This window comes from Bacillus sp. LB7 (assembly GCF_030449715.1).
GTDB classification, from domain to species: Bacteria; Bacillota; Bacilli; order Bacillales; family Bacillaceae; genus Bacillus; species Bacillus paralicheniformis.
On record NZ_JASGCA010000003.1, the window covers coordinates 80,361 to 106,899 of the forward strand.

24 protein-coding genes, 1 pseudogene and 1 riboswitch are annotated in these 26,539 nt (G+C 45.7%); of the genes and pseudogenes, 10 read left to right on the top strand and 15 right to left on the bottom strand.

Annotated features, from left to right (window positions below; all coding sequences use genetic code 11):
• Positions 1-3: 3 nt before the first annotated feature.
• Positions 4-210 (bottom strand): hypothetical protein, encoded by a 207-nt coding sequence (locus QMZ64_RS05320; protein ID WP_265625331.1) that lies wholly within the window; start codon positions 208-210, stop codon positions 4-6.
• A gap of 337 nt (positions 211-547) precedes the next feature.
• Between QMZ64_RS05320 and QMZ64_RS05325 the strand changes: the two genes are divergently transcribed.
• Positions 548-1,336, top strand: coding sequence for a formate/nitrite transporter family protein (locus tag QMZ64_RS05325; RefSeq protein ID WP_243941519.1), 789 nt, complete (start codon positions 548-550; stop codon positions 1,334-1,336).
• 84 nt (positions 1,337-1,420) lie between these two features.
• The gene (locus QMZ64_RS05330) at positions 1,421-1,810 is read left to right on the top strand and encodes a DUF1259 domain-containing protein (protein ID WP_265625330.1); all 390 of its coding nucleotides are present in this window, start codon (positions 1,421-1,423) and stop codon (positions 1,808-1,810) included.
• A gap of 17 nt (positions 1,811-1,827) precedes the next feature.
• Here QMZ64_RS05330 and QMZ64_RS05335 read toward each other — a convergent pair whose 3' ends face one another.
• From QMZ64_RS05335 to QMZ64_RS05350, 4 genes are all read right to left on the bottom strand, one after another.
• Positions 1,828-3,159, bottom strand: coding sequence for an NAD-dependent malic enzyme (locus QMZ64_RS05335; RefSeq protein WP_075751660.1), 1,332 nt, complete (start codon positions 3,157-3,159; stop codon positions 1,828-1,830).
• 34 nt (positions 3,160-3,193) lie between these two features.
• Positions 3,194-4,591: a Na+/H+ antiporter NhaC gene (gene nhaC / locus QMZ64_RS05340; protein ID WP_243941515.1), complete on the bottom strand. Its 1,398-nt coding sequence runs from the start codon at positions 4,589-4,591 to the stop codon at positions 3,194-3,196.
• A gap of 243 nt (positions 4,592-4,834) precedes the next feature.
• Complete coding sequence (gene aspA, locus QMZ64_RS05345) at positions 4,835-6,262, bottom strand: aspartate ammonia-lyase (protein ID WP_065644384.1); 1,428 nt, start codon at positions 6,260-6,262, stop codon at positions 4,835-4,837.
• A gap of 22 nt (positions 6,263-6,284) precedes the next feature.
• A complete protein-coding gene (locus QMZ64_RS05350) occupies positions 6,285-7,274 on the bottom strand; it encodes an asparaginase (RefSeq protein WP_065644383.1) in 990 nt (329 codons plus the stop codon).
• A 215-nt stretch (positions 7,275-7,489) separates the two neighbouring features.
• Here QMZ64_RS05350 and QMZ64_RS05355 point away from each other — a divergent pair, with 215 nt between their 5' ends.
• The gene (locus tag QMZ64_RS05355; protein WP_265625329.1) at positions 7,490-7,837 is read left to right on the top strand and encodes a helix-turn-helix domain-containing protein; all 348 of its coding nucleotides are present in this window, start codon (positions 7,490-7,492) and stop codon (positions 7,835-7,837) included.
• 84 nt (positions 7,838-7,921) lie between these two features.
• Here QMZ64_RS05355 and QMZ64_RS05360 read toward each other — a convergent pair whose 3' ends face one another.
• Positions 7,922-8,968 carry a lactonase family protein gene (locus QMZ64_RS05360; RefSeq protein WP_165428412.1) on the bottom strand — a complete coding sequence of 349 codons (1,047 nt, stop codon included), beginning with the start codon at positions 8,966-8,968 and terminating at the stop codon, positions 7,922-7,924.
• Positions 8,969-9,206: 238 nt separating this feature from the next.
• On the opposite strand from QMZ64_RS05360, the gene QMZ64_RS05365 reads away from it, so the two are divergent.
• Together QMZ64_RS05365 and QMZ64_RS05370 are read left to right on the top strand one after the other, a co-directional pair.
• Complete coding sequence (locus QMZ64_RS05365; RefSeq protein ID WP_205689341.1) at positions 9,207-9,395, top strand: hypothetical protein; 189 nt, start codon at positions 9,207-9,209, stop codon at positions 9,393-9,395.
• A 333-nt stretch (positions 9,396-9,728) separates the two neighbouring features.
• Positions 9,729-9,977: a hypothetical protein gene (locus QMZ64_RS05370; RefSeq protein WP_243941507.1), complete on the top strand. Its 249-nt coding sequence runs from the start codon at positions 9,729-9,731 to the stop codon at positions 9,975-9,977.
• Positions 9,978-10,014: 37 nt separating this feature from the next.
• Here the strand turns inward: QMZ64_RS05370 and QMZ64_RS05375 are convergent, their stop codons facing one another.
• Both QMZ64_RS05375 and pdxR read right to left on the bottom strand, forming a co-directional pair.
• Positions 10,015-10,851: a polysaccharide deacetylase family protein gene (locus tag QMZ64_RS05375; protein WP_165428414.1), complete on the bottom strand. Its 837-nt coding sequence runs from the start codon at positions 10,849-10,851 to the stop codon at positions 10,015-10,017.
• An 82-nt stretch (positions 10,852-10,933) separates the two neighbouring features.
• Complete coding sequence (pdxR, locus tag QMZ64_RS05380) at positions 10,934-12,337, bottom strand: MocR-like pyridoxine biosynthesis transcription factor PdxR (RefSeq protein ID WP_265625327.1); 1,404 nt, start codon at positions 12,335-12,337, stop codon at positions 10,934-10,936.
• A gap of 94 nt (positions 12,338-12,431) precedes the next feature.
• Here pdxR and QMZ64_RS05385 point away from each other — a divergent pair, with 94 nt between their 5' ends.
• Complete coding sequence (locus tag QMZ64_RS05385) at positions 12,432-12,980, top strand: pyridoxamine 5'-phosphate oxidase family protein (RefSeq protein ID WP_243941501.1); 549 nt, start codon at positions 12,432-12,434, stop codon at positions 12,978-12,980.
• An 18-nt stretch (positions 12,981-12,998) separates the two neighbouring features.
• Here QMZ64_RS05385 and QMZ64_RS05390 read toward each other — a convergent pair whose 3' ends face one another.
• Positions 12,999-15,257: a glycosyltransferase gene (locus QMZ64_RS05390; protein ID WP_265625326.1), complete on the bottom strand. Its 2,259-nt coding sequence runs from the start codon at positions 15,255-15,257 to the stop codon at positions 12,999-13,001.
• A 573-nt stretch (positions 15,258-15,830) separates the two neighbouring features.
• Here QMZ64_RS05390 and cimH point away from each other — a divergent pair.
• On the top strand, positions 15,831-17,183 hold the full coding sequence (cimH, locus tag QMZ64_RS05395) for a citrate/malate transporter CimH (RefSeq protein WP_165428416.1): 1,353 nt from the start codon (positions 15,831-15,833) through the stop codon (positions 17,181-17,183).
• 42 nt (positions 17,184-17,225) lie between these two features.
• Here cimH and QMZ64_RS05400 read toward each other — a convergent pair whose 3' ends face one another.
• The 6 genes and pseudogenes from QMZ64_RS05400 to QMZ64_RS05425 form a co-directional block, all read right to left on the bottom strand.
• Entirely contained in the window at positions 17,226-18,086 is an 861-nt protein-coding gene (locus QMZ64_RS05400; protein WP_265625325.1) for a glycerophosphodiester phosphodiesterase, read from the bottom strand.
• A gap of 139 nt (positions 18,087-18,225) precedes the next feature.
• Positions 18,226-18,495 (bottom strand): excalibur calcium-binding domain-containing protein, encoded by a 270-nt coding sequence (locus QMZ64_RS05405; protein ID WP_265625324.1) that lies wholly within the window; start codon positions 18,493-18,495, stop codon positions 18,226-18,228.
• A gap of 144 nt (positions 18,496-18,639) precedes the next feature.
• Positions 18,640-19,287 (bottom strand): hypothetical protein, encoded by a 648-nt coding sequence (locus QMZ64_RS05410; RefSeq protein WP_265625323.1) that lies wholly within the window; start codon positions 19,285-19,287, stop codon positions 18,640-18,642.
• Positions 19,288-19,416: 129 nt separating this feature from the next.
• Complete coding sequence (gene ltaS / locus QMZ64_RS05415) at positions 19,417-21,336, bottom strand: lipoteichoic acid synthase (protein ID WP_301441156.1); 1,920 nt, start codon at positions 21,334-21,336, stop codon at positions 19,417-19,419.
• 272 nt (positions 21,337-21,608) lie between these two features.
• Positions 21,609-22,163, bottom strand: a pseudogene (locus QMZ64_RS05420) (YfjD family protein).
• A gap of 156 nt (positions 22,164-22,319) precedes the next feature.
• Positions 22,320-23,156 (bottom strand): YitT family protein, encoded by an 837-nt coding sequence (locus QMZ64_RS05425; protein WP_265625321.1) that lies wholly within the window; start codon positions 23,154-23,156, stop codon positions 22,320-22,322.
• 84 nt (positions 23,157-23,240) lie between these two features.
• A riboswitch (guanidine-I (ykkC/yxkD leader) is annotated at positions 23,241-23,347 on the bottom strand.
• Positions 23,348-23,515: 168 nt separating this feature from the next.
• Between QMZ64_RS05425 and argR the strand changes: the two genes are divergently transcribed.
• The 3 genes from argR to argF all read left to right on the top strand — a co-directional run bounded on the left by argR (position 23,516) and on the right by argF (position 26,498).
• Positions 23,516-23,956 carry an arginine repressor gene (gene argR, locus QMZ64_RS05430; RefSeq protein ID WP_243941489.1) on the top strand — a complete coding sequence of 147 codons (441 nt, stop codon included), beginning with the start codon at positions 23,516-23,518 and terminating at the stop codon, positions 23,954-23,956.
• Between the two features lie 269 nt (positions 23,957-24,225).
• A complete protein-coding gene (arcA, locus tag QMZ64_RS05435; RefSeq protein ID WP_069500929.1) occupies positions 24,226-25,461 on the top strand; it encodes an arginine deiminase in 1,236 nt (411 codons plus the stop codon).
• A gap of 29 nt (positions 25,462-25,490) precedes the next feature.
• Positions 25,491-26,498 carry an ornithine carbamoyltransferase gene (gene argF, locus QMZ64_RS05440; RefSeq protein WP_020453465.1) on the top strand — a complete coding sequence of 336 codons (1,008 nt, stop codon included), beginning with the start codon at positions 25,491-25,493 and terminating at the stop codon, positions 26,496-26,498.
• Positions 26,499-26,539 lie beyond the last annotated feature (41 nt).

A 26,539-nucleotide genomic window follows, 5' to 3' on the forward strand; every position in this document is an offset into this window, starting at 1 on the left:
TAGCTATTTTGTGACGCGGTGATTAACAAGAACTAAATCAACATGAGAAAAATGCCCCTCATTCCCGCGGAGCATTTCGTCATTCAACGGTTGCGATTCTCTGTGCAAAGCCTTGTGGGTCAAATGAATACCGTGATATGCAATCAAACAAATTTGGCGCTTTTCTTCAGTTTGAATACGCCTGAAGGAAAATCCTGCTATTTTGTCCAATCTGTGAAATCTCCCTTCAGCCTTCTGCGCATGTCCTTCATCTATGCCTTCATGCAGCACCTGCTGACCGCACTGCGCATTTACCTGCTTGCTGTCGTATCCCTCCCTGTACAGCTATCTTTGAAACATCGCTCCCTCCGGCTTTAACGAATTGATGGAATATTTATGACTTAAAAATAAACAATAACGATACCCTGTTTATTCTATGAAAATCGAACCATACATTTGTTCAAACAAAATACACAAAATTTGTGAAATGTTTCACAATATCCTGCTATACTTAGGTTGTATTTATGATAGATACTTCTTAAGTAAACACTTGATGGTGGTGGAAAACATGGAATCAAAATCACTTGTTCTAGTCGAAGAGCTTGCCTTAAAAAAGCAAAGCATCTTTATGCAAAGCCCGCTTCGTTATCTTTTACGGGCTATGCTGGCCAGTATGTTTATCGGGTTCGGCGTCATTGTAGCGTTTAAAACGGGGAATCTCTTTTATGTTGAACATTCTCCGTTCACATATCCAATTGCAGCAATCACGTTCGGGGGCGCCATTATTCTAATCGTCTATGGCGGAGGAGATTTATTTACGGGAAATACATTTTATTATACATTGGCTGCGCTTCGTAAAAAAATGCGTTGGCCCACTGTTATCAAGCTGTGGATGTTCAGCTATGCAGGAAATTTAATGGGCGCCGTGTTTTTCGCAGGCCTCATCTTTGCGACCGGTTTATTTAAAGATTCTTCTTCCACCGGCTTTATTCTTAGCGTGGCGGAGCATAAAATGAATACGCCGATGACCGAATTGTTTTTCAAAGCGATTTTGTGTAACTGGCTTGTCTGCCTTGCGTTCTTTGTTCCAATGGCGCAAAAAGGAGACGGAGCGAAAATGTTCTCTATGATGCTGTTTGTTTTTACTTTCTTTATTTCCGGTTATGAACACAGCATCGCGAACATGGCCACTTTTGCCGTCTCCCTGGTGACCGAGCATCCGGATACGATTTCGATTGCAGGCGCAATCCATAACTTGATTCCGGTAACCCTCGGGAACCTGATCGGAGGCGCGTTTATGATGGGCTTCATGTACCACTATGCAAACAAGCCGGGCGGTGAAGAAATCATCAAATAAAAGGATCGTCCATTTTTAAAGGATTCTAAATATGCAGGTTCCCTTCATAAAATCGTGGTAACTTTAAAAATGGAGGTTCAGCAGATGCAAAATTTTCATTCGCTTTGCCGGCAGTTTGGACATATTTTAAATGGGGAGCCGCACATTGAACACGATGTCTGTTCTGTCGGCATCAAACGAAATTTGCGGATCACGATTCAAGGAAGACCAAGCCGGGGAGTCGGCATGGAAGAAGTCATGTTCGAGTCGCTCGATCAAAACGGAATCGCCTTAAATATGGCCGAAGTCGCAATTTTGCCTGAAGAAGTTCCGCAGTTTACAAAAAAGCTTGTCGATCAAGGCATCATCATCAGCGCTCTCCACAATCATTGGATTTTTACAAAACCGAATATTTTATATATTCATTTTCAATCTGTAGAACCGCCGTTAACATTCGCAAGAAAAACAGCTGCCGCTTTATCCGTATTGCGATAAAGCAGCAGCTGTTTTCTTTATCCGTTCATTTTTCCCATTTCTGAAAGTGCGACCCTTTCGACTGCTTTGGCCACAATTTCGTGAACGTCAGGATTCAGCGGATCAGGCACGAGATCGCCTTGTTTTGTGCAGGATGCAATCGCTTCGGCGGCCGCGACCAGCATCGGGTGGCTGATCGATTCCGCTCCAGCATTTAACACGCCCCTGAAAATACCGGGGAACCCCAGCACATTGTTGACAGACCGTCCATCCGCAGCGTAGGCTGCCCCGGCCTCGAGCGCATCCTCAGGCTCAATCTCCGGCTTCGGATTGGACAGAGCCAAAATCACCTGGCCTTCCCGAACCCATTTCTTATTGATCAATCCCGGAACGCCGGTTGTCGCGACGATGATATCGCAGCTTTCCATCAATTCTTCGATGCTTTCAGCCGCATGGCCGCCATAGTTCTCTAAACGCGCCATCGCCTCAAGCGATTTATCCGTTCCGACGACACGTTTTACCCCATATGCCATAAACATTCTGCAGATCGCGACCCCCGCCGCGCCCAGGCCGATTTGGCCGACATGGGCCTGCTTCAGATCGACCCCTGCACTCTTGGCGGCTGAAATGGCGGCCGCCAGCGTCACCACCGCAGTACCGTGCTGGTCGTCATGCATAACCGGAATATTCAGGTCGTTTTTCAGGCGCTCTTCGATTTCAAAACAATGCGGTGAACCGATGTCTTCAAGCAAAATACCGCTAAATCCGGGCGCGATGTTTTTTACCGTCCGCACGATTTCGTCAGGATCATTCGTATCAAGCAGAATCGGAATTCCGCTGATGTCCGCAAGCTGGTCAAAAAGTGCGGCCTTCCCTTCCATAACAGGCATTCCCGCCACAGGCCCAATGTCTCCCAAGCCAAGGATGGCCGTGCCGTCCGTGACAATTGCAACCGAATTGCCGATGCCAGTATAGATATTCGCTTTTTGCGGCTCTTCTTTAATAAGCTCGCACACATTCGCGACACCCGGCGTATACACCCGGCGCAGATCAGCGAGCGAGCGAATCGGCATCTTACTTTTCATGCGGATTTTGCCGCCTTCATGTGCAGCCAGCACGTCATCGGAAACGGTATGAAGATGGATGCCTTCTTTTAAGTTGCGGATCACTTCAAGAATCTCGGTAAGCTGTTCTTCATGCTCAACTTGAACCGTAATGTTCCGCATCGTATAATTCGGCCCCACCTTGATCGTTTCAACCTCTCCGATATCACCGCCGGCAAGTCCGATCGCCGTTGTCACCTTTCCAAGGTTTCCGGGTGCTGAAGGGATTTCCAGCATCAAATTCCGAATAATATTGTTGCCATTCATAACAGAATACCTCCATCAATTGTTTTAAAATCGGCTACTGAACCGGCGAGTCTTTTTTATCGGTGTACCAAATAAATTTACCTGTGTATCCGTACAAAATCGCAAGGCCGATTGAAACGAAGCTCAGCCACATGAACGGCAGATAAGAGAAAGTTGACACGCCGAGAATCCCCGCCATATATATGCCGTTGTCTGACCACGGCACCATGCCCGACGTCATCGTACCGCCGACTTCCGCGTTTCTGGACAGCACCCTCCGGTCAATTCCGAGCTTGTCATAGCTTTTCTCCATAATTTTCGGTGTTAAAATGAGCGAGACGTACATCGCGCAGCCGAACACATTCGCCAGGAAAGCGACGATAATCGTCGAGAATGTGACGTTGCCGGCAGAAGTCAGCTTTTGCTGGAACTTGGAGACAATCACTTTTAAAACGCCTAAGTGCTCCAAGAGGCCGCCAAAGCCCAAACCGAGAATGATGACGACGACCGAACCGAGCATGCCTTGAATTCCACCGCGGTTTAAGAGCTCGTCCATAAATTTGATCCCGGTGTCGATGGAAAAGCCGTTGTATGCTGTGCCAAGTGCATCCGCAAAGTTCATGCCTTGGAAGACCGCAGCCCAGATCGCGCCCAAAAGTGCGCCGATCGCGATCGTCGGCACAGACGGCTTTCTCATCGCCAAAAGAACGATGACGATAATAGCCGGAACAAGCATCCAAATATGAATATCAAACGTGTTTTGCAAAGAAGTTTTCAAAAATTCGACTTTCTGCAAATCGACATTTTTACTACCGTAAATAAATCCGGTAATGGTGAACAACACCGCCGTGATCAAATAAGCTGGAACCGACAAATACAACATCGCTCTGACATGGGTAATCACTTCGACCTTTGAAAGGGATGACGCAAGCACTGTACTATCAGAAAGCGGTGATAATTTATCTCCGAAATAGGCTCCGGACAGCACGGCTCCGGCTACAAGCGGAAGCGGTAGCCCCAGCCCTTCACCGATTGCCATCATGGCGATCCCGGCCGTTCCTACAGTACCCCAAGATGTACCTGTGGCCACAGAGGTGATCGAACAAATAATGAGCGTGGCAAGCAGGAATATGCTCGGGTGGATAAACTCAAGCCCGTAATAAATCAAAGTCGGCACAACACCGCCGGCTATCCATGTGCCGATCAGCGCGCCGACGGCAATCAGGATCAATATCGCTTCGAGTCCGTTTGAAATTCCGTTTGTAATCGATTTTTGCAAATCTTCATACCGATGCCCCAGACGCAGACCGAGCAAAATCACTAAAAACCATGAAATAAACAATGCCAGCTGAATCGGCAGATCAAATTTGACTGTAAATGAACAAACTATCGCTAAAAATGCACCTAATACACAAATGATTTCCAACATTGATGGTAACCGTGCTGTTTTCAACCTAAATCCCCCTTATTATTGAAACGCTTTCAAAATAAACTACATAAAAATAGAAATCTGCTTCAATTTTTTCTTAAAAATTTAACTAACAACGAACAGTATACCATGAAAAAGGCTAATGCGGTACCACTTCACCGCTGTTATCCTTTCTCTTCATAAAGTTATTGAAGGAAAGCGAAAACACTCTGTGTTTCTATCCCGGTAAAATGCTTCAGAGTGTTTTCGCGTACTGTTTTTTCCAGCTTAATCCCGATTTAAAAGTTCAGCCCCGGCAATCCCCGGTTTTGTCATTTCATAAGGATTCAAAATCAGATCAAGCTCTTCTTCTGTCAACACATCGTTTTGAAGACAGAGATCGCGGACGGATTGCCCTGTTAAAATCGCTTCTCTTGCAATTCTTGCAGCTGCTTCGTAGCCAAGATGCGGGTTGACCGCAGTAATGACGCCTGCGCTTTTTTCTACATATGCCTTTAAGCGTTTTTCATTCGCTTCGATTCCTGCTACACAGTGATCGGTAAACGAACGGAATCCGTTGTTCATGATGCTGATGGATTGCAGGAGATTAAAGACGAGCACAGGCTCCATCACATTCAGTTCGAGCTGTCCGGCTTCAGAAGCAAGACAAATCGTATTGTCGTTTCCGATCACTTGGAATGCGATTTGGTTGATCAGCTCGGCCATAACCGGATTGACTTTCCCCGGCATGATGGATGAACCCGGCTGCCTTGCCGGAAGAGAAATCTCGGCAAGTCCTGCGCGCGGACCTGATGCCATCAACCGAAGGTCGTTGGCGATTTTCGACATGTTCATCATGCACACTTTTAATGCAGCTGAAACTTCTGTATAAGCGTCCGTATTTTGCGTCGCATCCACCAGATGGTCAGCGCCGACAAGCGGAAGACCGCTGATTTCAGCCAAGTGCTTGACGACATTTTCGATATAGCGCGGATCCGCGTTCAATCCCGTTCCAACCGCGGTAGCTCCCATATTGACTTCATACAGATGCTGGCGCGATTGTTTAATCCGTTTGATGTCGCGTTCGATCACGCGGCTGTAGGCTTCAAATTCCTGCCCAAGGCGGATCGGCACGGCGTCTTGAAGATGTGTGCGGCCCATTTTAATGACGTGGTCAAAGTCGCGCGCTTTTTTCTTAAACGCGTCAAGCATGTATTCCATTGTGTCCAGCAGCTTTTCCAGCTGCTTGAGCGTTGAAATGTGAATCGCCGTCGGGAATACGTCGTTTGTCGATTGAGACATGTTGACGTGCGTATTCGGACTCAGATGAATATATTCGCCTTTCTTGTGGCCGAGCAGTTCAAGGGCACGGTTTCCGATAACTTCGTTCGCGTTCATATTCATTGAAGTGCCTGCGCCGCCTTGAATCGGATCAACGATGAATTGATCGTGCAGCTTTCCTTCAAGGATCTCATCAGCGGCTTGGACAATGGCATCTCCAAGGCCTTTATAAAGACGTTTTGTCTCCATGTTGGCAAGCGCGGCCGCTTTTTTCACCACTGCCAGCGCCTTGATCATTTCTTCGTGGATTTTATATCCTGTAATCGGAAAGTTCTCCGCAGCCCGCAATGTCTGAATACCGTAGTAGACATCGGCCGGAATCTTCTTTTCTCCGAGAAAATCCTTTTCCGTCCGGTATGTCATTTCAGCTTTCATTTTTTAACCCTGCTTTCTTTTTTTAAATGATGATATCGTCTGCAATTGGCGTTTCCATAATCTTTTTGACTTCAGCTTGTTGTCCGGTTTTTCCTAGTGCCCACATCAGCTTCGGAACGATCGCTTCGGTGTTCATATTCCTCGAGCGAATGATGGCATCCTGGTTCACCTTGCGGCCGACCTCGTAAATGCTCATATCCTCTCCTTCTTCAAGGCATTGCGTCGTAATCGCTACGACTACTCCGGAATCGATCAGCTCGTTCACTTTTTCTAAAATGTTTCTTTTCTCAAAAGGAATGCCGCCGCTTCCGTAGCTCTCAATTACAATACCTTTATATGAACCTTTCAGACAATCAAAAAACTCAGGCTTTAATCCGGGATGAAGCTTCACCAGGCAAACATCGGTATTTAAGGAGGTATCGAGTTTCAAAGCGCCTGGCTTCACTTCGGGAATCCGTTTGTTATACTCGATCTCCTTGTCATGAATGAAAGCAACGTAAGGATAATTGATGCTTTCAAATGCATCGTAGCTTTTCGTTCTTAATTTGATCGCTCTCGTGCCTAAAATGACGCGGCCGTCAAAGACGACGTAAACTCCGCCGATACCGTCGCACGCGAAGCGGACCGCATCTTTAATATTTTTTTTCGCGTCCGTTTTTTTAAATGTAATCGGAACTTGGGAACCCGTAATCGCAACAGGCTTATCAATATTCTGCAGCATGTATGAAAGCGCCGCCGAGGTGTAGGCCATCGTATCGGTTCCGTGCGTGATCACAAATCCGTCATAGCGGCTGTAATTCTCATATACAGCCTCAGCCATCATCACCCAATGTTCAGGCTGCATGTTGGTGCTGTCTATATCCATTAAAGATTGGCAATCTATCGTATAATGAGAATGGTCATCAGATAAATAGTTGAGAAGTTCTTCCGCTTTAACCCCCGGAGCCAGTCCGTTTTCGCCTTCTACTGAAGCGATGGTCCCGCCGGTGGTCAACAGCAGTAACTTTTTCATGTGCTACACCTCTTTAAGAAGTAGTTTTATACAGTATAAAGCAAGATCTATTTTAGCAAAGAAGGCTTGATACATCAGGAATGTATACGCTTTATGCGTACCTTCAATGCAATTATAGTCCTCAAATGTGAAATAATCAAGAAACTTTATTCATTTCGCGTACACTTTTGCTGATAATGTGCTATAATCACTGTGTATTAAAAGGAGCGTAAGATATGAATTTAGATCGATTAACAACACTGAGAAAAAATAAAAAATGGTCATTGCAATATACTGCCGACCGCCTCGGTATTGCGAAAAGCACTTACGCGGGCTATGAATCGGGCTACCGCCGCCCTTCTTTAGAGGCGCTTATCGAAATCGCTGATTTATTCAATACTTCCACCGATTTTTTGCTTGGCAGAGTTGACGATCCCCGGGATGAAAAGGCTAAAAACGAAGCCATTGAACTGACGGAGTGGGATAAGCTCAAGCTGGTAGTTGACGGGACGCTTCTTTCCGAAGAAGAAATCAAGCAGATGGTCGCGTTTATCAAGGTCAAAAAAGAGCTGGATGCGGGGTAAAATGACAGCGGTTAACCGCATGCTGCAAGTATTATAAAAAGAAAAAACTTGACTGGCTAAAAAGGCCAATCAAGTTTTTTTCTTTTATTGATGTAAAAATTTAACGCAAACCGCTTCAGGAGCAGGAACTCCGGACTGCAAAAGCGTCAGCCGGCCCGTTGTCCGGTCTCTTTCAAACAATGTCAATGTCCCTGTTTCCTGATTAGAAGCGATTAAAAATTGCTCTGAAGGATCAATCTCAAAGTCGCGCGGCCATTCCCCTTCAGTTGATACGTGTTCAACCAGGGAAAGTTCGCCCGAATACTCGTTGATGCTGAAGACGGCGATGCTGTCGTGTCCGCGGTTTGAAGCGTATACAAATTTGCCGTCTTTAGTGATGTGGATGGCACCGCCTTGGCTCGCACCGTCAAAGCCTTCCGGCAATGCCGAAATGACTTGAATCTCCCTGAATTCACCCAAATCGGGATTGTATTCCAACACGATGACTTCATTGCTCAGCTCCGTTAATACATACGCATACTTTTCCTGCGGATGGAACTCGATATGTCTCGGCCCTGAGCCCGGTGCAACAGCGTGTTTTTTTACGGTTTCAAGCCGGTCCTCTTTCAATTGATACGTGATGATATGATCCGTTCCGAGATCGACGGCCACTGCATACTTCTCACCAGGTGTGAAACCGGAATAATGAGTATGCGCTTTTTCCTGTCTTTCATGCGGTCCTGATCCCTGATGCTGCACTTTTGCTGAAGGCTCAAGCAAGCCGCGGCTTTCATTTAAAGGGTATGCCATGATCGTCCCGCTGTGGTAATTGGCGGACAGAACATAACGGTTATTCTGATCGACGCTGACGTGGCAAGGTGACGGTCCTTCCCCTGCCTGCTGATTGACGAAAGTCAGCTCTCCTGTGGAACCGTCAACACGGTATGCGGCAACCCCGCCTTTATCGCCGTCTTTGACCACTGCATAGAGCATTTCATTGTCTTTGGCGATATTCAAATATGTCGGACTGCCCAGCTTTGCTGCCGGCTTCGGCGTGCTTAACGCCTTTTTTTCCGTATCAAGCTCAAATGTATAAATCCCTTCGCTGTCTGCTTTTGTATATGTTCCGATATAACCTCTGTACTTCGGCATCTTGATCCTCTCCTTTCAGATACGGTCATTCCTATTTTAACTCACTGAAGCCCAATTAGCATGAGATGGTGTGTAAAAAATCCGAAACGCCATGTTCCTTCGCATCATCTGTCCTGTTATGACGAAGGCTTGCCAAAAACAATCGAGCTGTACAGCCTATAAATTTACAAAATTTCGAAACTTTCCATTCTTTTATCCGTAGTAAAACAGAAGCCATATACATAAGGAGGGTCTTCATATGATCATTTTTATCCTCGGAATTATCGTCCTGCTGATGGTTTTTCATTCCTCGCGCGGGTCCGCCAGCGGAGGCTCCTACGGAGACGGAGGTTCTTCTTCCTTCTTCTACGGCGGCTCTGACGGAGGCGGCGATTCATGCGGAGGAGATGGAGGCGGGGGGGACTGCGGCGGAGGCGGCGGAGATTGATAACCGGCCGGCTCCCTTTTTCAGCAATTTTTCAAGCCTTTCCCATCCGCAGCAGCGGCTGCAAATCGCGTTTTTGCAGCTGACATGCTGTTTTTTCACTTCATTCATCTTCTAAAATTCTTCCACCATTCATACCGTAGAAAAACCGCCGTTCACTAAAGCATCTGTTTAAGCAGACAGCAGATTGGGAAAGATGTAAAGACAACAAGATACTTACTCTAAAACCGATTCAAAAGTCACAAAAAATTCTTTTTAAGACATAACATGTAAAACTTTACGCCCTTATGTTCGATATTAAAAGAAGAAATAGATGACGAGGAGGTTTTATTCCGTATGATCATTTTACTGGTTTTGTTCGCTCTGCTGATCCTGTATTCGTTCTTCTTTGATAAAAGAAATAACAGATCCTATCAAAAGCCGGATCATCATAACATGACGATCCGTAAGACTGCTGCACCGCCTGTCTTTTTAAAGGTGATTGATTCTGCTCCGGAACAGGCGCCGGCCCGGCAGTCTGCTGAAACGATTCGCCCGAATCTTCAGCTGATCATGGGGAAAGGCAAACAACACCCCAAAAAATAAGAAAAAGCGGCCATTGTAAAGAAGCCGCTTTTTCTGATTACCTGTTATGTTCCACCATCCGGCCAAACGCGGCGGGTGACATCCCCGGCGAGATGCGGACGCGGTGGAGCGCATAAATCCCCTGCTCCCTAGATGCCGCTCCCGGTTCTGTCGTGACAGCCATTTGATAGCCTGCCTGATTTGCCAGTTTCAGCGTATCTTCATTATAGCGCCCGACCGGATAACTCAGCATGACCGTATTTTGGCTGAACATGCGATCAAACAGCGCTTTGGAACGCGTCATTTCATCGAGCTGCTGTCCCGGTGCCAGTCCGTTCAATTCAACGTGATGAATGGTATGGCTTTGAATTGAAATTCCGTTTCGTCTCATTTCACTCATTTGTTTCTCTGTCAAATGGTTCTTTCCGCCCACCGATTTGCCAATCATGAATACGGTCGCCTTCTGACCATATTCTTTCAGGATCGGAAAGGCTTTCGTAAAGTTATCAGTATAACCGTCATCAAACGTAATCAGCACGCATTTTTCACTAGGCATTTTATCTTGTGTTAAGACAATATAGGCTTCTTCAGGTGTCAGTGTGTAATAGCCGTTATCCTTCAGCCATTTCATATGTCCGCGGAACTCCGCCTCCGGTACGCGCAGGCTGTTTCCTGAAGAAATGCTGTGATACATGAGAATCGGAATGCGGGCGGGGCTCTTCACTTTGATCCACTTGGATGATAGATCATGTGCCGCCTGCTGTTTTGATTGTTTTGCCGCTGTTTGATCCGTATTTGGTTCTGTTTTTTCCTCTCCTTTTGTTTCATGACCGGAACACCCGTACAGCATTCCCATCAACATAAACAGCAAAATGAACAGTTTCGTTTTTTTCACAAGTATTCCCGCTTTCTATCTATTGAATCCTTTTTAATATCGGTGCGGAACGGGCATTTTTCACCGTTCCTGCTTTGATGATTTAGAGCCAAGCTTCACGCAGTATGCTGATCCCTTCTTCAATTTCCGCTTCAGAAAGACCCCCAAATCCCGCCATGACGATGGAAGAGCTGCTTTCATGAGGCTCAATCCAGAAATCTGATACCGGATAAACTTTCACACCGAGTTTTTCCGCTTGATGTATGAGGTCTTGCGCATGTCGGCCCGTCTTCATCAAAATATGGAGCCCCGCTTTTTCGCCGATGATTTCCACGTCATTTCCGAAATGCGTTTTAATGGCAGATATTAATGTTTTGTGCTTTTCTTGATAGACTTTTTTCATTTTACGGATGTGCCTTTCGAAAAAACCTTCTTTCATAAATAAAAACATCGCTTTTTGAATGATGGGGGAAGCAGACTGGCTGTAGCGGCCAAGCTTTTCTTGAAATTCATCCGCCAGCTTTGAAGGCAGAACGATATAACTCAATCTCGCTCCCGGAAGAAATGACTTTGAAAAAGTCCCTAAATAAATGACATTTTCTTTTTTATCAAGCGCTTTTAAAGATGGAATAGGCCTGCCCTGATAGCGGAATTCGCTGTCATAGTCGTCTTCGATAATATAGGCCTTCTCACGGCTTGCCCATTCAAGCAATTTCAGCCTCTTTTGTATCGGCAGAACCATTCCATACGGAAACTGATGTGACGGCGTAATATAAACGAGTTTGGCCCGGCTTGCAGCAAGCTGAGACAAATTGATCCCATCCGGCTCCAGACCAATCGGCTGAATATCACATCCATGGTTAAGGAAAACGGAACGCACACCATCATATCCCGGATTTTCCGCCGCAACCAATCGGCCGTTCATTGAGAGCAGCTGGCAAAGAAGTCCGACTGCATACTGCGTACCGGAACAGATCACAATTTGCTCAGGTGCACAGCGGACACCTCTTGCCTGAAACAAATATTTCGCCAATTCCGTACGAAGACCGAAATCGCCTTTATGATGACCATACAGTAATAATTCATGATCTTCACTGTCCAATACATTTTGCAGACAACGCCTCCATGTTTTGAACGGAAAATGGCTTAAATCGATATCACCATATTTAAAATCATACATTGCCGCTGTAGCTTGTCCTGTTTCTTTGGATGCCCGGTTGGTATGAACCTTCAATTGACCAGGCGGCATCAGTGTTTTCTCCAAGGGAAGCACTTTGATGCCGATCCTTGGCTTGCTTTCTGTATAGCCTTCTGCAGTGAGCTGCTGATAGGCGCTTTCAACTGTATTTTTGCTTAGGTGCAAATGTTCGCATAAATAGCGGATCGGCGGCAAAAGAGATCCCGCGGGAATGCCGCCGGTCTCTATTTCTTTTTTGATATAGTCGTAAAGCTGTATATACAGAGGCGTTTTAAGCTGTTTATTGAGTAAAGGAGTTAATTCTATCATTTTCTGACCTCATCAAGTTTTCTATTATTGTCTCTTTTTAAAGGGACAATAACAACCTAAAATCATCTTAACAATAAAAAGGAGCGTGAATGTGATGGCTCATTCAATTCGTCAAAAACAGCTTGCCTGCACAGATAAAAACAAGATTAATCAATTTTTAACAGAAGCGCAAACCGGATATCTCGGCATGGCAGCAGATGAATATCCATATGTCATCCCTTTGAATTTCGTCTGGAAAAACGGCTTCATTTATTTTCACGGTGCCTCAGAGGGACGAAAAATGGATATGCTGCAAGAAAATCCAAACGTATGCTTCACAGTCAGCGAACAATACGGAACAATGGTTCACCCGATTCCCGCTAAAACAGATACCGCTTATATGAGCGTCATTCTTTTCGGCACAGCGTCAATGATCACAGACTTAGATGAAGCAACATCTGCGATGCAGGCTCTTCTCGACAAATACGTACCGGGATACTACAGTTCTCCGCTTCACAAAACCCATGTTGAAAAGTACAGATCGAGTTTAGGCAGCAAAACCGTTGTCCTTAAAATTCATCCCATAGAGATAACAGCTAAAGAAAACATGCTGAATCAAAACATGAAATTCGAAAACGGGCGGACCGTACAGGAAGACCATTGACAAAAAAAGACCCGCAGCTCATGCTACCGGGTCTCCTATGGATTGTGCCGAATATTCATCTATAAATTTCAATCCCGCTGTGTACCGCTTTCTCCGCTTCTTTATCCAGCAGACGAGCGCCAGCCGCTGATCCGAATCCTTCTCACCGATAGAAACCAGCACATGTTCATTCATCTCAAGCGGGACGCCGGATTCAATCTGACAGCCTGACAAGCTGATGTCCTTAATCATGATCTCGTGAGCGCCTTTCTCTGCATCATTGGGAAACAGCAGTGTTCCCAGACCTTGAATGGCCTCGCGGACGTGTTTTCTCTTGAATGCATCCGGGCTTTTTTCAGTTTTCATGAAAAAGCGCAGCACTGTTGACAATGTATCAGCCCGCTTTTCCCGGTCAGCCTTTCTCGCATTTTCTTCATTGAACATAAAACCGATCAGCTTGACATACAATTCCTTGTCCATCTCTTTGAAGTGCAGTCCGATTTCAATGTCGTCCGCGTCTTTCGTCGTCCACATCACCCGAGCCGGTACTTTTCCGACCGCATCTATGATCAGACCATCCACATGATAGTACATGTCTAAATCAGCCTGATAAGGCAGCCTGATACGCGCGCCCGTGTCGCTCACATCGATCAGTTCACATTCGTGCTCATTGCCTGAAACGGTGGAAAAAGCCGCCGGTTTGTTGACTGTGAACCGTTCAGAGCTTCGAAATCTCGGCCTGTCAAAGGCAACGAGCAGCGCAAGTATGAGACCTGTCATATTATAGAGAACCCAAAATAAATTATACGATGTGACGTTCATATCAAAAGTATGCAGAAATAAAAATTCATAAAGGGTTTTTCCGAGCGCAAACAGTGTCATTCCAAGCAGAATCGCACACGGCAGCGCCGTCGTATATTTGAATTTTCGCCGATCTGTGTTGACGCCCTTCGGTGTGACTTTAAAATCAAACCGCTTTTTAAAAATGAATTCCGACAAAGCCGATATCGCCATGTGGGGTGCCATCGATGTATCGTAAATATGGCTCCAGCTCATGCTGCGCTGCCGGTCCGAAACAGCTTTAAATGAAAGATAAGAACCTAAAAACGCAGGCAGCCAAAACGAGGTGATCGACCACAAATCGGTCTTTAAGCTATGTATGCCAAACAGCAAAAACAAGAGCGGCGCCAGGATATAGACCATCTTAAAAACGCCGAAAAACCAAAAGAGAATACCGTCAAAATAAAGAATGCGCTGCATTGGTGTAAGACCTTTTAAGAAAAGCGGATTCCACTTCTTTCCGCACTGAATGTTTCCCCTGCACCAGCGGTCGCGCTGCTTCAAAAGATCTGTCCACGTTTCCGGCGAAAGACCGACGGCAAGCACTTCCTTAACGAAAACAGATTTAAATTTCGTTTGCAAAAGCATTCCGGTTGCCATATCCTCGGTAATCACGCCTGTCGCAAAACCGCCGATTTCCTCCAAAGCGGTTCTTCTGAAAACCGTATTGCTGCCGACGTACATGACGGCATTAAAACGGTCTTTCCCGGCCTGGAGCCTGCGCATAAAAAAGTCCTGCTCATTCGGAATGTTCGCTCCGGAAAATAAGTTGTACTGATAAGGATCTTCATTATAGAAGGCCTGAGGCGTTTGAACAAAAGCCACTTTTTCCTTCTTAAAATAGCCGACAGTTTTCTGCAAAAAAGAGGGAAGCGGGACCATATCGGCATCCATCGTCACAATCAGTTCCCCGTTCGAGCAGCTCATCGCATGGTTTAAATTCCCTGCTTTTGCATGCTCATTACTTGGCCTTGTAACGTAATGAACGCCAAGTTCCTCAGCCAGCTTTTTAATATCTGTCCGCCTTCCGTCATCACACAAATAAATGTTGACAAGCTCTTTTGGATAATCGAGGTTCAGACAGCCTGCCACTGACTTTTTCAGCACATGGCGCTCCTCGTTATAAGTTGCAATCAGAATATCAACACTCGGCCAATGGTCTTGATCACCAAGCATTTCCGGCTCCCGCTTCCTTTCCTTCCATACTAGCGTATAAAAGACCAAGAGCTGTAAAAAGCCGATACATTCAGTTGCAATCAGGATCACGCCCATCACGATGTCGGCGGGACGAGAGACAGGCAGTGTATAGCCGAACCGCCAAACAATATACACGCCGTTCGTCATAAGACACAATATGATTAAAAATCTCTTGAAACGCGGATTCATCCAAGATCCCAAATACCCGATGAGAATCAGGGCAATCATTGCTGCGGGATAGCAGTGTAAAATAAATTCCATTTTCTTCTCCTTATGTGCGGATAAAAACCCTTCCCAAAGGGTTTCTCCAAAGTATTCCTTTATTTCATTCTTTTGCACTCGAATATATTACCATCTTTAGACCTAAAATTCTTCAAAAATAATAAAAAATATAAGGCTATAGACTCTTATTCAAAAAAACCATAAGGTTCATATTGATAACCCTCACATATATGCCGTCTCAAGATTGAATCTTTGGTCGCAGACGTCCTGTGTCTGTTCGGGGACGGGAGCTGAATGTATCAACGGTTCACACAAGAAAAAAGGTCTCTGCTCCTAAATGTTTGATTTGTTTTTGACGGATTAACAGCTTTTTTGTGTCGATTTCCATTCCAGCAAAAGGGAATTCGGGAATTGCCGGGGTCAAAAACAGCCTGTACAAGGCTATTAAACAGTGTACAGACACGTCTTTAACCAAATGGAGCCGCTCTAGATCATCATGGGAAAACAGCTAGGTCTTCCTGCACGGTTGTCTGAATTTTGATTTTTTTAGTATACTTAATTTAGTTAAATAACTCAGAGCAAAGGGAGAACAAAAAGGATGGGGGAAAGAATATGGAAGCAAAAACAAAGGTACAACACATACCGATTCAAACAACGAAAGAACCGGATGAAAATTTTTTCGCAAGAGCAATGAATGTTAAAATCGGCATCATTCCGCTGCCCGTATACTTGCTGCTCTTCGCTTTGATTGTGACGTTTGTCTATATGCACGATCTGAAAAGCGACATTTTAACAGCCATTGCGGTTATGGGCTTTTTCGGATTCACCTTCGCCCAAATCGGAAAGTCGCTGCCGCTTCTTCGTTCTGTCGGCGGTGCCGCTATACTTGCGACGTTTATTCCTTCAGCGATCGTCTATTACCATCTCATTCCCGATGACATTATCAAATCAACAACTGAATTTACAGAAAACTCAAACTTTCTTTATTTGTTTATCTCAGCCATTGTAGTGGGAAGCATTTTAGGGATGAAAAGAGAAACGCTGGTCAGGGCGTTCATTAAAATTTTCATTCCGCTGATTGCAGGGACAATTGCCGCAGCGGCAGTCGGTCTGACAGTTGGTACAATGCTCGGCCTCGGATTTCAGCATACGCTTCTGTACATTGTGATTCCGATCATGGCCGGAGGGGTTGGAGAGGGAGCCATTCCGCTGTCAATCGGCTATTCGGAGATCATGCACATGTCACAAGGGGAAGCTTTTGCACTTGTCATTCCTTCCATTATGTTTGGAAGCTTAAGCGCTGTCATTTTGTCAGGGGTTTTAAACGTAATGGGAAAGAAAAAGCCTGAATGGACAGGCAACGGAAAAGTCGATCGTTTCGAAAGCGGGGACGCACTGCCGCTTGAAAGCCGCGACAAAGACAAAGAAAGCGTTTTTAATCTTTCCCACTTTGCATCGGGAGGCATTCTTGCCGTCTCACTATATTTAGTCGGTATGCTTTCACATGACTTGTTCGGATTTCCAGCACCCGTCATGATGCTTCTCTTGGCTGTTGCCGTGAAACTGTTTCGTTTGGCTCCAGCGAATTTGGAAAACGGCGCCTACGGCGTGTCACGCTTCTTTTCAACTGCTGTGACATATCCGCTGCTTTTTGCCATTGGCGTCTCCATGACACCATGGGACAAGCTGATCGCTGCTTTTAATATCGCCAATATTATAACGATCGTATCTGTTGTGGTCACGATGATAGCCGTCGGCTTTTTTACAGGAAAGTGGCTGAACATGTACCCGATCGAAACCGCGATTATCAATGCCTGCCATTCAGGTCAGGGCGGAACGGGGGACATCGCCATTCTCAGCGCCGCAGAGCGCCTTGAGCTTATGCCGTTTGCTCAGGTGTCCACAAGAATCGGCGGCGCGATAACCGTTACACTGACATTGCTGCTGTTAGCCCAGTTTTATTGATGAATGAAAAAGCCTGCAGAGCGTGAACTGCAGGCTTACTTTTTAGCGTACTTTTTTCGGAACATAGTCGGGAAAGTCTGTCACAATCCCGTCAACGCCGGCCTTTAAAAGCGGAGGCACTTCATCGCGGGAGCGGACGGTCCATGGCGTAATTTTCATGCCGAGCGCATGAATCCTCGGCACAAGTGTAGGATCAGCGGCCACATTTTTTAAGTTGGCGTTCACATATTTGGCATAGCCGGAAAATGCCTTGAGCTTTGCATCTGTTAAGTCAGCTGCTTTTGACGTTAAGACACCTGTCGGCATCGATGGTAGCAGCTGATGAATTTTGTAAACAGAGTTAAAATCAAACGATTGTACAATGACTTTCCCGTTTTTAGGCTTATCCATTCTCCGCTCTTTCAATGCCGCTGATACTTTTTCTTCGATTCCCGGATAGCGTGCAGGTTCTTTCAATTCGATCAGCATTCCGATCTTCCCTTTATACCGGTCAAGCACTTCTTCAAATGTCGGAATGCGCTCCCCGGCGAACTGCGGACCGAAGTAGCTGCCAGCATCAAGCTTGCGCAACTCGGCAAGTGTCAAGTCCTTTACGGCGACCGGCAGCACTGAGCCGATGTCTGTCGTACGGTTTACGGTCGTATCGTGAATGACGACAAGCTCCCCGTCCTTGGACATTTGAACATCCAGCTCGATATAATCCGCTTTCATCTGAAGCGCCTTTTCAAAGGCAGCCATCGTGTTTTCCGGCGCATATCCCGAAGCGCCTCTGTGCGCAATGACAGCCACTTTTTTAGGCTTCGCCGCCGGCTCTTGCGCTCCCGCATCCGGTGCAAACAGTGCTGACCCGATCGAAACCCCGATCAATGAAGATAACATCAATTTTTTTAATAATGCTGACACATCATCCACTCCCCTTTTGCTCTTCTCTTGCCAAAGTATAGGTTCGCACTGTTAAGATTATGTTTCAGCAGTCTTTAATTTTCATAAATTTCCTGATAAAAAACAAAGACCCCTCAGCAGAGATCTTTTTTTGGATATATCAGCGCTCACAGGCAATTTTGTCTTTATCTCGGTCCAGCTTTTTATTGGCGTCATAAAGCGCTTTTGAAACATAGGGCTTGTACTTCGTTTTTCCGCCTTTGTTTTTCACCGACTTCGAACGTGCGACGCCGCCTTTATAGTCTTTGTTTAAAGCTTTGCAGTTTTTGTACGTTTTCACCTTCGTTTTTGCTTCTGCCACATCGCTGGCACCCCAGGAAAAACCGATGATAAGACCGGCAGACAAAAGCCCCGCTGCTATTTTTTTCATCCCATTTGACCCCTTTCGTCTATTTCTTATGTATCTTTTACCATCATAAAATATTTTTCTTATTCACTCAAGAAAAATATGACATTTTATTGAATAAAAAGTATGTATTGAACAAAGGACTGTTCGCACAAAAAACCGGCCGCGTTATGCGCCGGCTTCATCAACATATTGATGTTCACATGTCTTTTTCAAAACAGCGTTAATCTCATAGGCTAATTCCTTCGGATGGATACACAGCATGTCTTCCAAAGGACTGTTCCAGTTCCCATTTTTAATCAATTTCAGCGCATAATGGCCCGCCGGACTGCATTCGGGATACCACTCTACATCGAGCAGAAGGCATTCTTCATCATGCCGCAGCTTCAAAAGATCCCGTTTGAAATCTGACCGCCAGGCCTTGCTGTCAGGCGCCAATGCATCGGGGTTTGTATCGGTTAATGAGTGATGCACAACCGTCCAGCCGGCCGGGATTCTAAGCCTCAGCAAATTACGGGCGCCACCGGAAACACGAATCCTATCTTCCAACCGTTCGACCAGCTGTTCATACGACGTGTCTGAATCTTCGCTGACCAGCATTTGATCAGCATTTAGCATCCTGATGACGTACTTCAGTTCTCCAGCATATTCAACTTGTACCATTTTACCGGAGCTTTCATTCTCCAAGGTGAAGAGCGTACGGCGGGGATCGCGAATCGGCTTTTGATACAAATGATTTTCTTTCACCGTCCAGCCGGCCGGCACCATCAAAGGATGCAATTTAAAAAAATACTGAGATTTGGTCAACGTACTCACATCCTCTATCCTTGTTCTGTCCTCTTTCCTATCAATCTATGTGCCGGGCCGGCTTCTTAGAACAATGGCGGACCAGCACACAAAAAAACCGCCTGACTGCTTTATGAAGCGTCAGGCGGTTTTTCGTTTTTACTCGCCGGTTTTTTCTTTTCCGTAATGATATTTTGATGGATCAACAGGCTTGAAGTCCGAAATCTCGTGGAATCTTAACAGATCTTTATAGAGTACTTGGTCGGACAGATCCAGCTGTTCGGACACCTGCGATTTCAGGTTTTCCGTTTCCTGGTTGCCTTTGATCTCTTTTCCTGTCTTTGTATCGTATACGGTCGTATCAATCATCGTGTACTTCGGCGTTACATAGTTTCCATTTCTGAAAGCCACGGTTTCGTCGTGGTCTTTAGAAAAGAGGTCTGTACCAAAGTTGATGTATTTTTTGCTGTCAATACCTTGCAGGTGAAGAAGTGTCGGCATGACATCCATTTCTCCGCCATACGTATGATTGACTCCGCCTTTTTTGCCCGGAACGCGGATCATAAGCGGTACGCGCTGATTCATCGCGTTTTGATACGGTGTAATCTCTTTTCCTAATACTTCTTTCATCGCACGGTTGTGATTCTCTGAAATTCCGTTGTGGTCGCCATAGATCACGATAACGGAATCATCATATAATCCCAATTTTTTTAGCTCTTTAAAGAAATCTTCAAGCGCTTCGTCAAGATAGCGCGCCGTCTGGAAGTACCCGTCTACCGTTTTGTCTCCCGTCGTTCCCTTTTCAAGGGTGGCATCCTTTTCATCCAAAATGAACGGATAGTGGTTTGTCAGCGAGATTAAATGGGCATAGAACGGCTGTTTCAGCGACTTCAGTTTCGGAATTGATTCTTCAAAGAACGGCTTGTCTTTCAAGCCGAGGTTGACGAGGTTCTCCTCTGACATGTCATATGTGCTGGCATCGAAAAATTTGTCATAGCCAATTTGTTTATACACCTGGTCGCGGTTCCAGAATGACTTGTAATCCCCGTGCATCACGGCGCTTGTGTAGCCTTCTTTTTGGTTCAGAATCGCCGGCAGGGACTGGTACGTATTTTGCCCTTTTGTTACAAACGCGCTGCCTTCAGGCAGTCCGTAAAGGCTGTTGTCCATCATCAATTCGGCATCCGCGGTTTTACCCTGACCGGTCTGATGGAAAAAGTTATCGAAATACATCATGTCATTCTGGCCGTGCGCCAGCTTGTTCAAGAACGGCGTAACTTCTTTTCCGTTCAGCTTATAATCGATCAAAAACGTCTGGAAGCTTTCCAAATGAATCTTGATGATGTTCTTGCCTTTTGCTGCGCCGAAATACTCGTCATTCGGTTTCGCATAATGCGAATTTGTATAGTTGATGACGCTCGTCAGGTCGTCGCTGCTCGCGTATGCCTTTTGGCTCGCGTTTTGGGCAGCCTGAACACCATCATAGATCATGTAATTGTAAGGCCCCAAATACTTGACGATATAATTTCGGTCAAATGTTCTTGTCAAAAGCTCCGGACGGTCTGTCTCAGCAACTGCAAGATTGATGAAAAACAGCGCCACTCCGCCGACAACGACAGTTGCAGCCCATCTTTTCTTCAGTTGTGCAGCCTTCAGTTCAGGCAGCTTCACACATAATGCAATCAGAATGATCAAATCGACGAAATAGATAACGTCATGAAATGCCATGATGTCAAAAACGCCATCCGACATGTTGCCGAGGTTTCCGGCTTGTTTTAAGTTTGCAAACGTCAAAAAGTCATCAAAGAAACGGTAAAACAGGATATTTGCATATAAAGCAAACGTCATCACAGCATCAATGATGATGATCCATATCGCCGACCGGCGGCCTTTTGCAAACAAAGCCAAACCGAGTGCAGCAATCGTGAAGCTGAATGGGTTGATAAACAGCAGCATTTGCTGCGTAGACCCTTTCACACCCAAATTAAACTCTAAAAAGTAGGAAGCATAGGTTTTAGCCCATACAAAAACAACAGCTAACAAAAAAAAGCTTAGCTTATGAGAGAATATTTTTTTCATGATAACCTCTACCTTTTTAAACTTTTTTAGACCGCTTTCTGTTTCAGTCAAAGAAGCGTGAGGAAACGATAATATATCATTCTACTAAAAGTCTCGGCGGTTTTTCAAGCACGTCCACGGTGAAATACCCCCGGCTTCCCTCACTCAAACAGTCCGCGCCTGCGAAAAAAAATTTCCGCACTTAAGATAACGGCCTCTAATTAAGACGAATGAATTTCCCCAAAGGTTTCAGTTATTTTCATTCACCTCGAAAATTGCTTTTTCCCGAAGGATTAAATATCTTTATGAAATTCATTTAAATAAGCTTTTCTTTGCGCTTCTGTGAACCGGCCGATCCAGTCCGCACGCGCTTCCTCCGTCATATAGGGCAGAATGTATAGCCCGACCGCTTGATAAAATGCCGGTTCAGGAAGAATGTTGTACGTCGGAATCCGCACCATGCCGTTCCCGCGCATCTCTATCAGTATATCCATAAAGAAAATGCCTTTCGGCTGCAGCGGTGCTGCGCCATTTTAAGGCTTTTGATGTCCTTGAACAACACAGATTTCTTCCCTGAGAACAGCCGTCCGCCTTCTCCCTCGATCATGCTGAAGATGATGTTTCCTTTTTTCGTGAAGGCCGGAAATATCATTAGAAAAGTAATCAAACCATAGATGATCCCGAAAAGTCCGACTCCCAGGTACAGCAATGAATATGTCGAGTCGAGTTTTATTGCTTCATAAAAGAGCCATGCTCCGACCAATCCGAAACCTGCAGTCCCCGCAAACCCATACTCTAAAGAACATTCGGCTTTTCACATCAATTGGCTGTTTTTCTTTCTGTTCCACTTCAGCAAGCGGATTTCTATATTCATGATATTCATGCCACAATCTACCTTACCACAGAAACCGGTTTCTGCATAAAACTTCATGTATTTATTAATAGCAGATGATCAGACCCGATGAATGCAATAAGGCTTCCGGCCATCTGCCGGGAGCCTTCCCCTATTTTGAAATATCAACAAATCCCTCGCCGAATACATCCCTGACATCGTGGATGATGACAAATGCTTTTTTATCTGTGCTTCTTATAATTTTCTTGAGCATGGACAGCTCTTGTTTATTAATGACAATGTATAAAATTTCTTTGGAATCGCCCGTATAGTGTCCGCGTCCCGTTAATATCGTGACGCCGCGGTCCATCAAAGTATTGACCTGCGCTGCGATCTCGTTTTTATGCTCGGAAATGATCGTGATCGCTTTTTTCGTGTTGAGCCCTTCGATAATGAAATCCATGACCTTTGTGGCGATGTACAGCATGACAATCGTAAACATCAGCTTTTCAGCTCCGATGATAAAGTAGGAACTGAACACAACAACTAAATCGATCATCAGCAAGGCATAGCTGATGTTCCAGTCAAAATATTTATTGGCGATTCTCGCGAGAATCGCGGACCCGGCAGTGGTTCCGCCGACACGGATGATCATGCCGATGCCGACGCCGGCAAATACCCCGGCAAAGATCGTGCTGATGATCACTTCATCAGCCGGCACCGTCCAATCTTCAGTGACATGCAGAAAAAACGAATTGGCCGCCACCGCGATGATGGTATAAATCGTCGTTTTTTTATCCAAAAAGCGATAGCCGATCATTAGAAGAATGCCGTTCAGCACAAAGTTCGTGATGCCCGGAGACCATTCAAAAACGTAGTATAAAATCAGCGTGATCCCCGTGACGCCGCCTTCTCCCAAGTCATTCGGGATGGCGAACAGATTCACGGCTAACGCAAAGAAAAATGCGCCTATCACAATCAGGATTATGTCCATTGCTTTCTTTTTCATAACTGCATCCCCTTCCTTATCCGTAGTCGATTTCCTGTAAAAAGTAAAAAAGCCCCGGAGAGAAGCTCTTTGATCAAGAGCAAAAACTCCTGGGCTTTTATCCCACCGTGTCATAACGATATCTTCGCTATGTGTTTTCTCTCGGACCAGACCAGCGCGGAACGCACTGCGGAACCCTAGAAAACCACCTTTTCTCTGTTATCAATTTGTCATCTTCAAGCATTATAAGTGAAATTTCGGGGTCTATCAACCCCTTTAACAGCCTGAAAGATTTGTTTTTTTGTAAAATAGCTTCCATCTTCCGGCGATAAAACCGTTCTATAATAATAGATATACGTGTTTTGCTGGGAGGCGCTCTTATGAACAAACAAAAACGGCAATGGCTCATCAAGCAGACCATTCTCGAACATCCGGTAGAAAATCAGGAACAGCTGGCATCCCTTCTGGAAAAACGCGGCATCGCCGTTTCGCAGTCTACCATTTCCCGCGATATTAAAGACATGTATCTTGTGAAACAGCCCGGTGAAAACGGAAAGCTTGTCTACACGACAAATGCTTCTTTATCCATCAATCCTTCCAAAATATTGAAAGATAAAATCTCCGACGTTGTCCTGCATGTGCATCGGACGGACAACTTGATCATTATTAAAACAATGCCCGGCAACGCCCATGCTATCGGCGTCCTACTTGATAAGCTCGGAAGCCCGGAAATGCTGGGCTGTATATGCGGGAACGATACATGCCTTGTGATTTCCCAATCGCCTGAGGCAGCCCAATCATTTTGTGATCACTTATGCTGATCCGGCCGTCCGGATCAGCTTTTTTTTTGCCCTTCAAAAAAATTTTTTTCGAGAAATCCCCTTTAAAAATATACACGTTTTATACGTTCTATTCTCTGCTCCTGCAAGGACTCATTTTCGATTTATCATAATTATTCATTTTTGTTTTTGCTTCATCAAAAAACATGTGAAATATATCACGTTTTCGTTGTTATCGCTTTCACATCGCGCTTTTCCTTCCTGTTTTACGCTGTATATGTAACAAAAAGAGCTTAGGAGGCGGGATGATCATGACAACACCGATACACGTTTACTCTGAGATCGGCCCTTTGAAAACCGTCATGCTGAAGCGGCCCGGTCGGGAACTGGAAAACCTCACACCCGAATATCTGGAAAGGCTTCTCTTTGACGATATTCCTTTTTTGCCAGCGGTGCAAAAAGAGCATGACCAATTTGCAGAAACGTTAAAGAAACAGGGAGTTGAAGTTCTTTATTTAGAAAAGCTGACGGCCGAAGCCTTGGATGACGCTTTCGTCCGCGAGCGGTTTATCGATGAGCTTTTAACAGAAAGCAAGGCGGATATCAACGGCGCTTACGACAGGCTGAAAGAGTTCTTGCTCACCTTTGACGCCGATTCGATGGTCGAACATGTGATGAGCGGCATTCGAAAAAATGAGCTGGAACGCGAAAAGAAATCGCATCTTCATGAGCTGATGGAAGACCATTATCCATTTTATCTCGATCCGATGCCAAACCTTTACTTTACAAGAGATCCGGCGGCCGCCATCGGCAGCGGACTGACCATCAACAAAATGAAAGAGCCTGCTCGCAGGAGAGAGTCGCTGTTTATGCGCTACATTATCAATCACCACCCGCGTTTTAAAGGGCATGAGATTCCGGTTTGGCTCGACCGTGATTTCAAATTCAATATTGAAGGCGGAGATGAGCTTGTCTTAAATGAAGAAACCGTAGCGATCGGGGTATCAGAACGGACAACGGCTCAGGCAATCGAGCGTCTTGTCCGGAACTTATTTCAGCGGCAGAGCCGGATTCGCCGCGTACTGGCCGTCGAAATACCGAAGAGCAGAGCCTTTATGCATTTAGATACCGTCTTCACGATGGTTGACCGTGATCAATTCACGATCCATCCCGCCATCCAGGGGCCTGAAGGAGACATGCGGATCTTCGTTCTTGAGAGGGGAAAAACGGCAGACGACATTCATACGACTGAAGAACACAATTTGCCGGAAGTGCTGAAAAGAACGCTCGGCCTGTCAGATGTCAATTTGATCTTCTGCGGCGGCGGAGACGAAATCGCTTCAGCCAGGGAGCAGTGGAATGACGGCTCCAATACACTCGCGATCGCTCCTGGTGTCGTCGTCACCTATGACCGGAATTACATTTCTAACGAATGTTTGAGAGAACAGGGTATTGAAGTTATCGAAATCCCGAGCGGGGAGCTTTCAAGAGGACGCGGCGGCCCGCGCTGCATGAGCATGCCGCTCTACCGCGAAGACGTGAAATAGACAAACCTAAAGAAAAAGGAGAGAGATCCATGAACCAAACGATTGATTTAAAAGGCAGAAGCTACTTAGCTGAAAAAGATTTTTCAGAAGAAGAAATCCTCTATTTGCTCGATCTCGCCCAAAAATTAAAAGAAAAAAAAGCGCAAGGCATCAAGCATCGCTATTTGGAAGGTAAAAACATCGCTTTGCTGTTTGAAAAGCCTTCTACAAGAACGCGCTGCGCTTTCACGACAGCCTGTATCGACCTCGGTGCGCATCCCGAATATTTGGGCAAAGACGACATTCAGCTCGGCAAAAAAGAATCGATCGAAGACACAGCCAAAGTTCTCGGCCGCATGTTCGACGGAATTGAATTCCGCGGATTTGAACATGAAAAAGTGATTTCCCTGGCAGAGCACTCCGGTGTGCCGGTATGGAACGGGCTGACCGATTTATGGCATCCGACGCAGATGCTTGCGGACTTTATGACAGTGAAAGAACATACGGGACGCGTAAAAGGGATCAAACTCACCTATATCGGCGACGGCCGTAACAACGTCGCAAACAGCCTGCTCATCGGCGGCGCCAAAGTCGGCATGGACGTGAGAATCTGCTCGCCTCAAGAGCTGTTCCCTGATCAAGACATCGTTAAAATGGCGGAAGCGTTCGCCGAAGAATCCGGCGGAAAAATCACCGTCACAAGCGATACAGATGAAGCTGTGTCCGGAGCCGACGTTCTGTATACGGACGTCTGGGTATCCATGGGAGAAGAAGACAAGTTCGCTGAAAGGATCAAACTGCTCAAGCCTTATCAAGTGAATATGGATCTCGTCAAGAAAACAGGTAACGATAACGTCATCTTCCTGCACTGTCTGCCTGCCTTCCACGACCTTCATACAACTTACGGACAAAACGTTTACGATCAGCACGGCCTTAAAGAAATGGAAGTGACGGACGAAGTGTTCCGCAGCAAACACTCTAAAGTGTTCGATGAAGCTGAAAACCGCATGCACACAATTAAAGCTGTCATGGCAGCGACACTCGGCGATCTTGACTGACAGGAAAAGGGGCTCATTCCCTTTTCCATTCTAAACCGAAT

What these genes read in the sequence shown, in the direction of transcription:
- QMZ64_RS05325 (WP_243941519.1), top strand. Translation starts at nt 548, where the DNA reads ATGGAATCAAAATCACTTGTTCTAGTCGAAGAGCTTGCCTTAAAAAAG.
- QMZ64_RS05330 (WP_265625330.1), top strand. Translation starts at nt 1,421, where the DNA reads ATGCAAAATTTTCATTCGCTTTGCCGGCAGTTTGGACATATTTTAAAT.
- QMZ64_RS05335 (WP_075751660.1), bottom strand. Translation starts at nt 3,159, where the DNA reads ATGAATGGCAACAATATTATTCGGAATTTGATGCTGGAAATCCCTTCA.
- aspA (WP_065644384.1), bottom strand. Translation starts at nt 6,262, where the DNA reads ATGAAAGCTGAAATGACATACCGGACGGAAAAGGATTTTCTCGGAGAA.
- QMZ64_RS05350 (WP_065644383.1), bottom strand. Translation starts at nt 7,274, where the DNA reads ATGAAAAAGTTACTGCTGTTGACCACCGGCGGGACCATCGCTTCAGTA.
- QMZ64_RS05355 (WP_265625329.1), top strand. Translation starts at nt 7,490, where the DNA reads ATGAATTTAGATCGATTAACAACACTGAGAAAAAATAAAAAATGGTCA.
- QMZ64_RS05360 (WP_165428412.1), bottom strand. Translation starts at nt 8,968, where the DNA reads ATGCCGAAGTACAGAGGTTATATCGGAACATATACAAAAGCAGACAGC.
- QMZ64_RS05365 (WP_205689341.1), top strand. Translation starts at nt 9,207, where the DNA reads ATGATCATTTTTATCCTCGGAATTATCGTCCTGCTGATGGTTTTTCAT.
- QMZ64_RS05370 (WP_243941507.1), top strand. Translation starts at nt 9,729, where the DNA reads ATGATCATTTTACTGGTTTTGTTCGCTCTGCTGATCCTGTATTCGTTC.
- pdxR (WP_265625327.1), bottom strand. Translation starts at nt 12,337, where the DNA reads ATGATAGAATTAACTCCTTTACTCAATAAACAGCTTAAAACGCCTCTG.
- QMZ64_RS05385 (WP_243941501.1), top strand. Translation starts at nt 12,432, where the DNA reads ATGGCTCATTCAATTCGTCAAAAACAGCTTGCCTGCACAGATAAAAAC.
- QMZ64_RS05390 (WP_265625326.1), bottom strand. Translation starts at nt 15,257, where the DNA reads ATGGAATTTATTTTACACTGCTATCCCGCAGCAATGATTGCCCTGATT.
- cimH (WP_165428416.1), top strand. Translation starts at nt 15,831, where the DNA reads ATGGAAGCAAAAACAAAGGTACAACACATACCGATTCAAACAACGAAA.
- QMZ64_RS05405 (WP_265625324.1), bottom strand. Translation starts at nt 18,495, where the DNA reads ATGAAAAAAATAGCAGCGGGGCTTTTGTCTGCCGGTCTTATCATCGGT.
- ltaS (WP_301441156.1), bottom strand. Translation starts at nt 21,336, where the DNA reads ATGAAAAAAATATTCTCTCATAAGCTAAGCTTTTTTTTGTTAGCTGTT.
- QMZ64_RS05425 (WP_265625321.1), bottom strand. Translation starts at nt 23,156, where the DNA reads ATGAAAAAGAAAGCAATGGACATAATCCTGATTGTGATAGGCGCATTT.
- argR (WP_243941489.1), top strand. Translation starts at nt 23,516, where the DNA reads ATGAACAAACAAAAACGGCAATGGCTCATCAAGCAGACCATTCTCGAA.
- arcA (WP_069500929.1), top strand. Translation starts at nt 24,226, where the DNA reads ATGACAACACCGATACACGTTTACTCTGAGATCGGCCCTTTGAAAACC.
- argF (WP_020453465.1), top strand. Translation starts at nt 25,491, where the DNA reads ATGAACCAAACGATTGATTTAAAAGGCAGAAGCTACTTAGCTGAAAAA.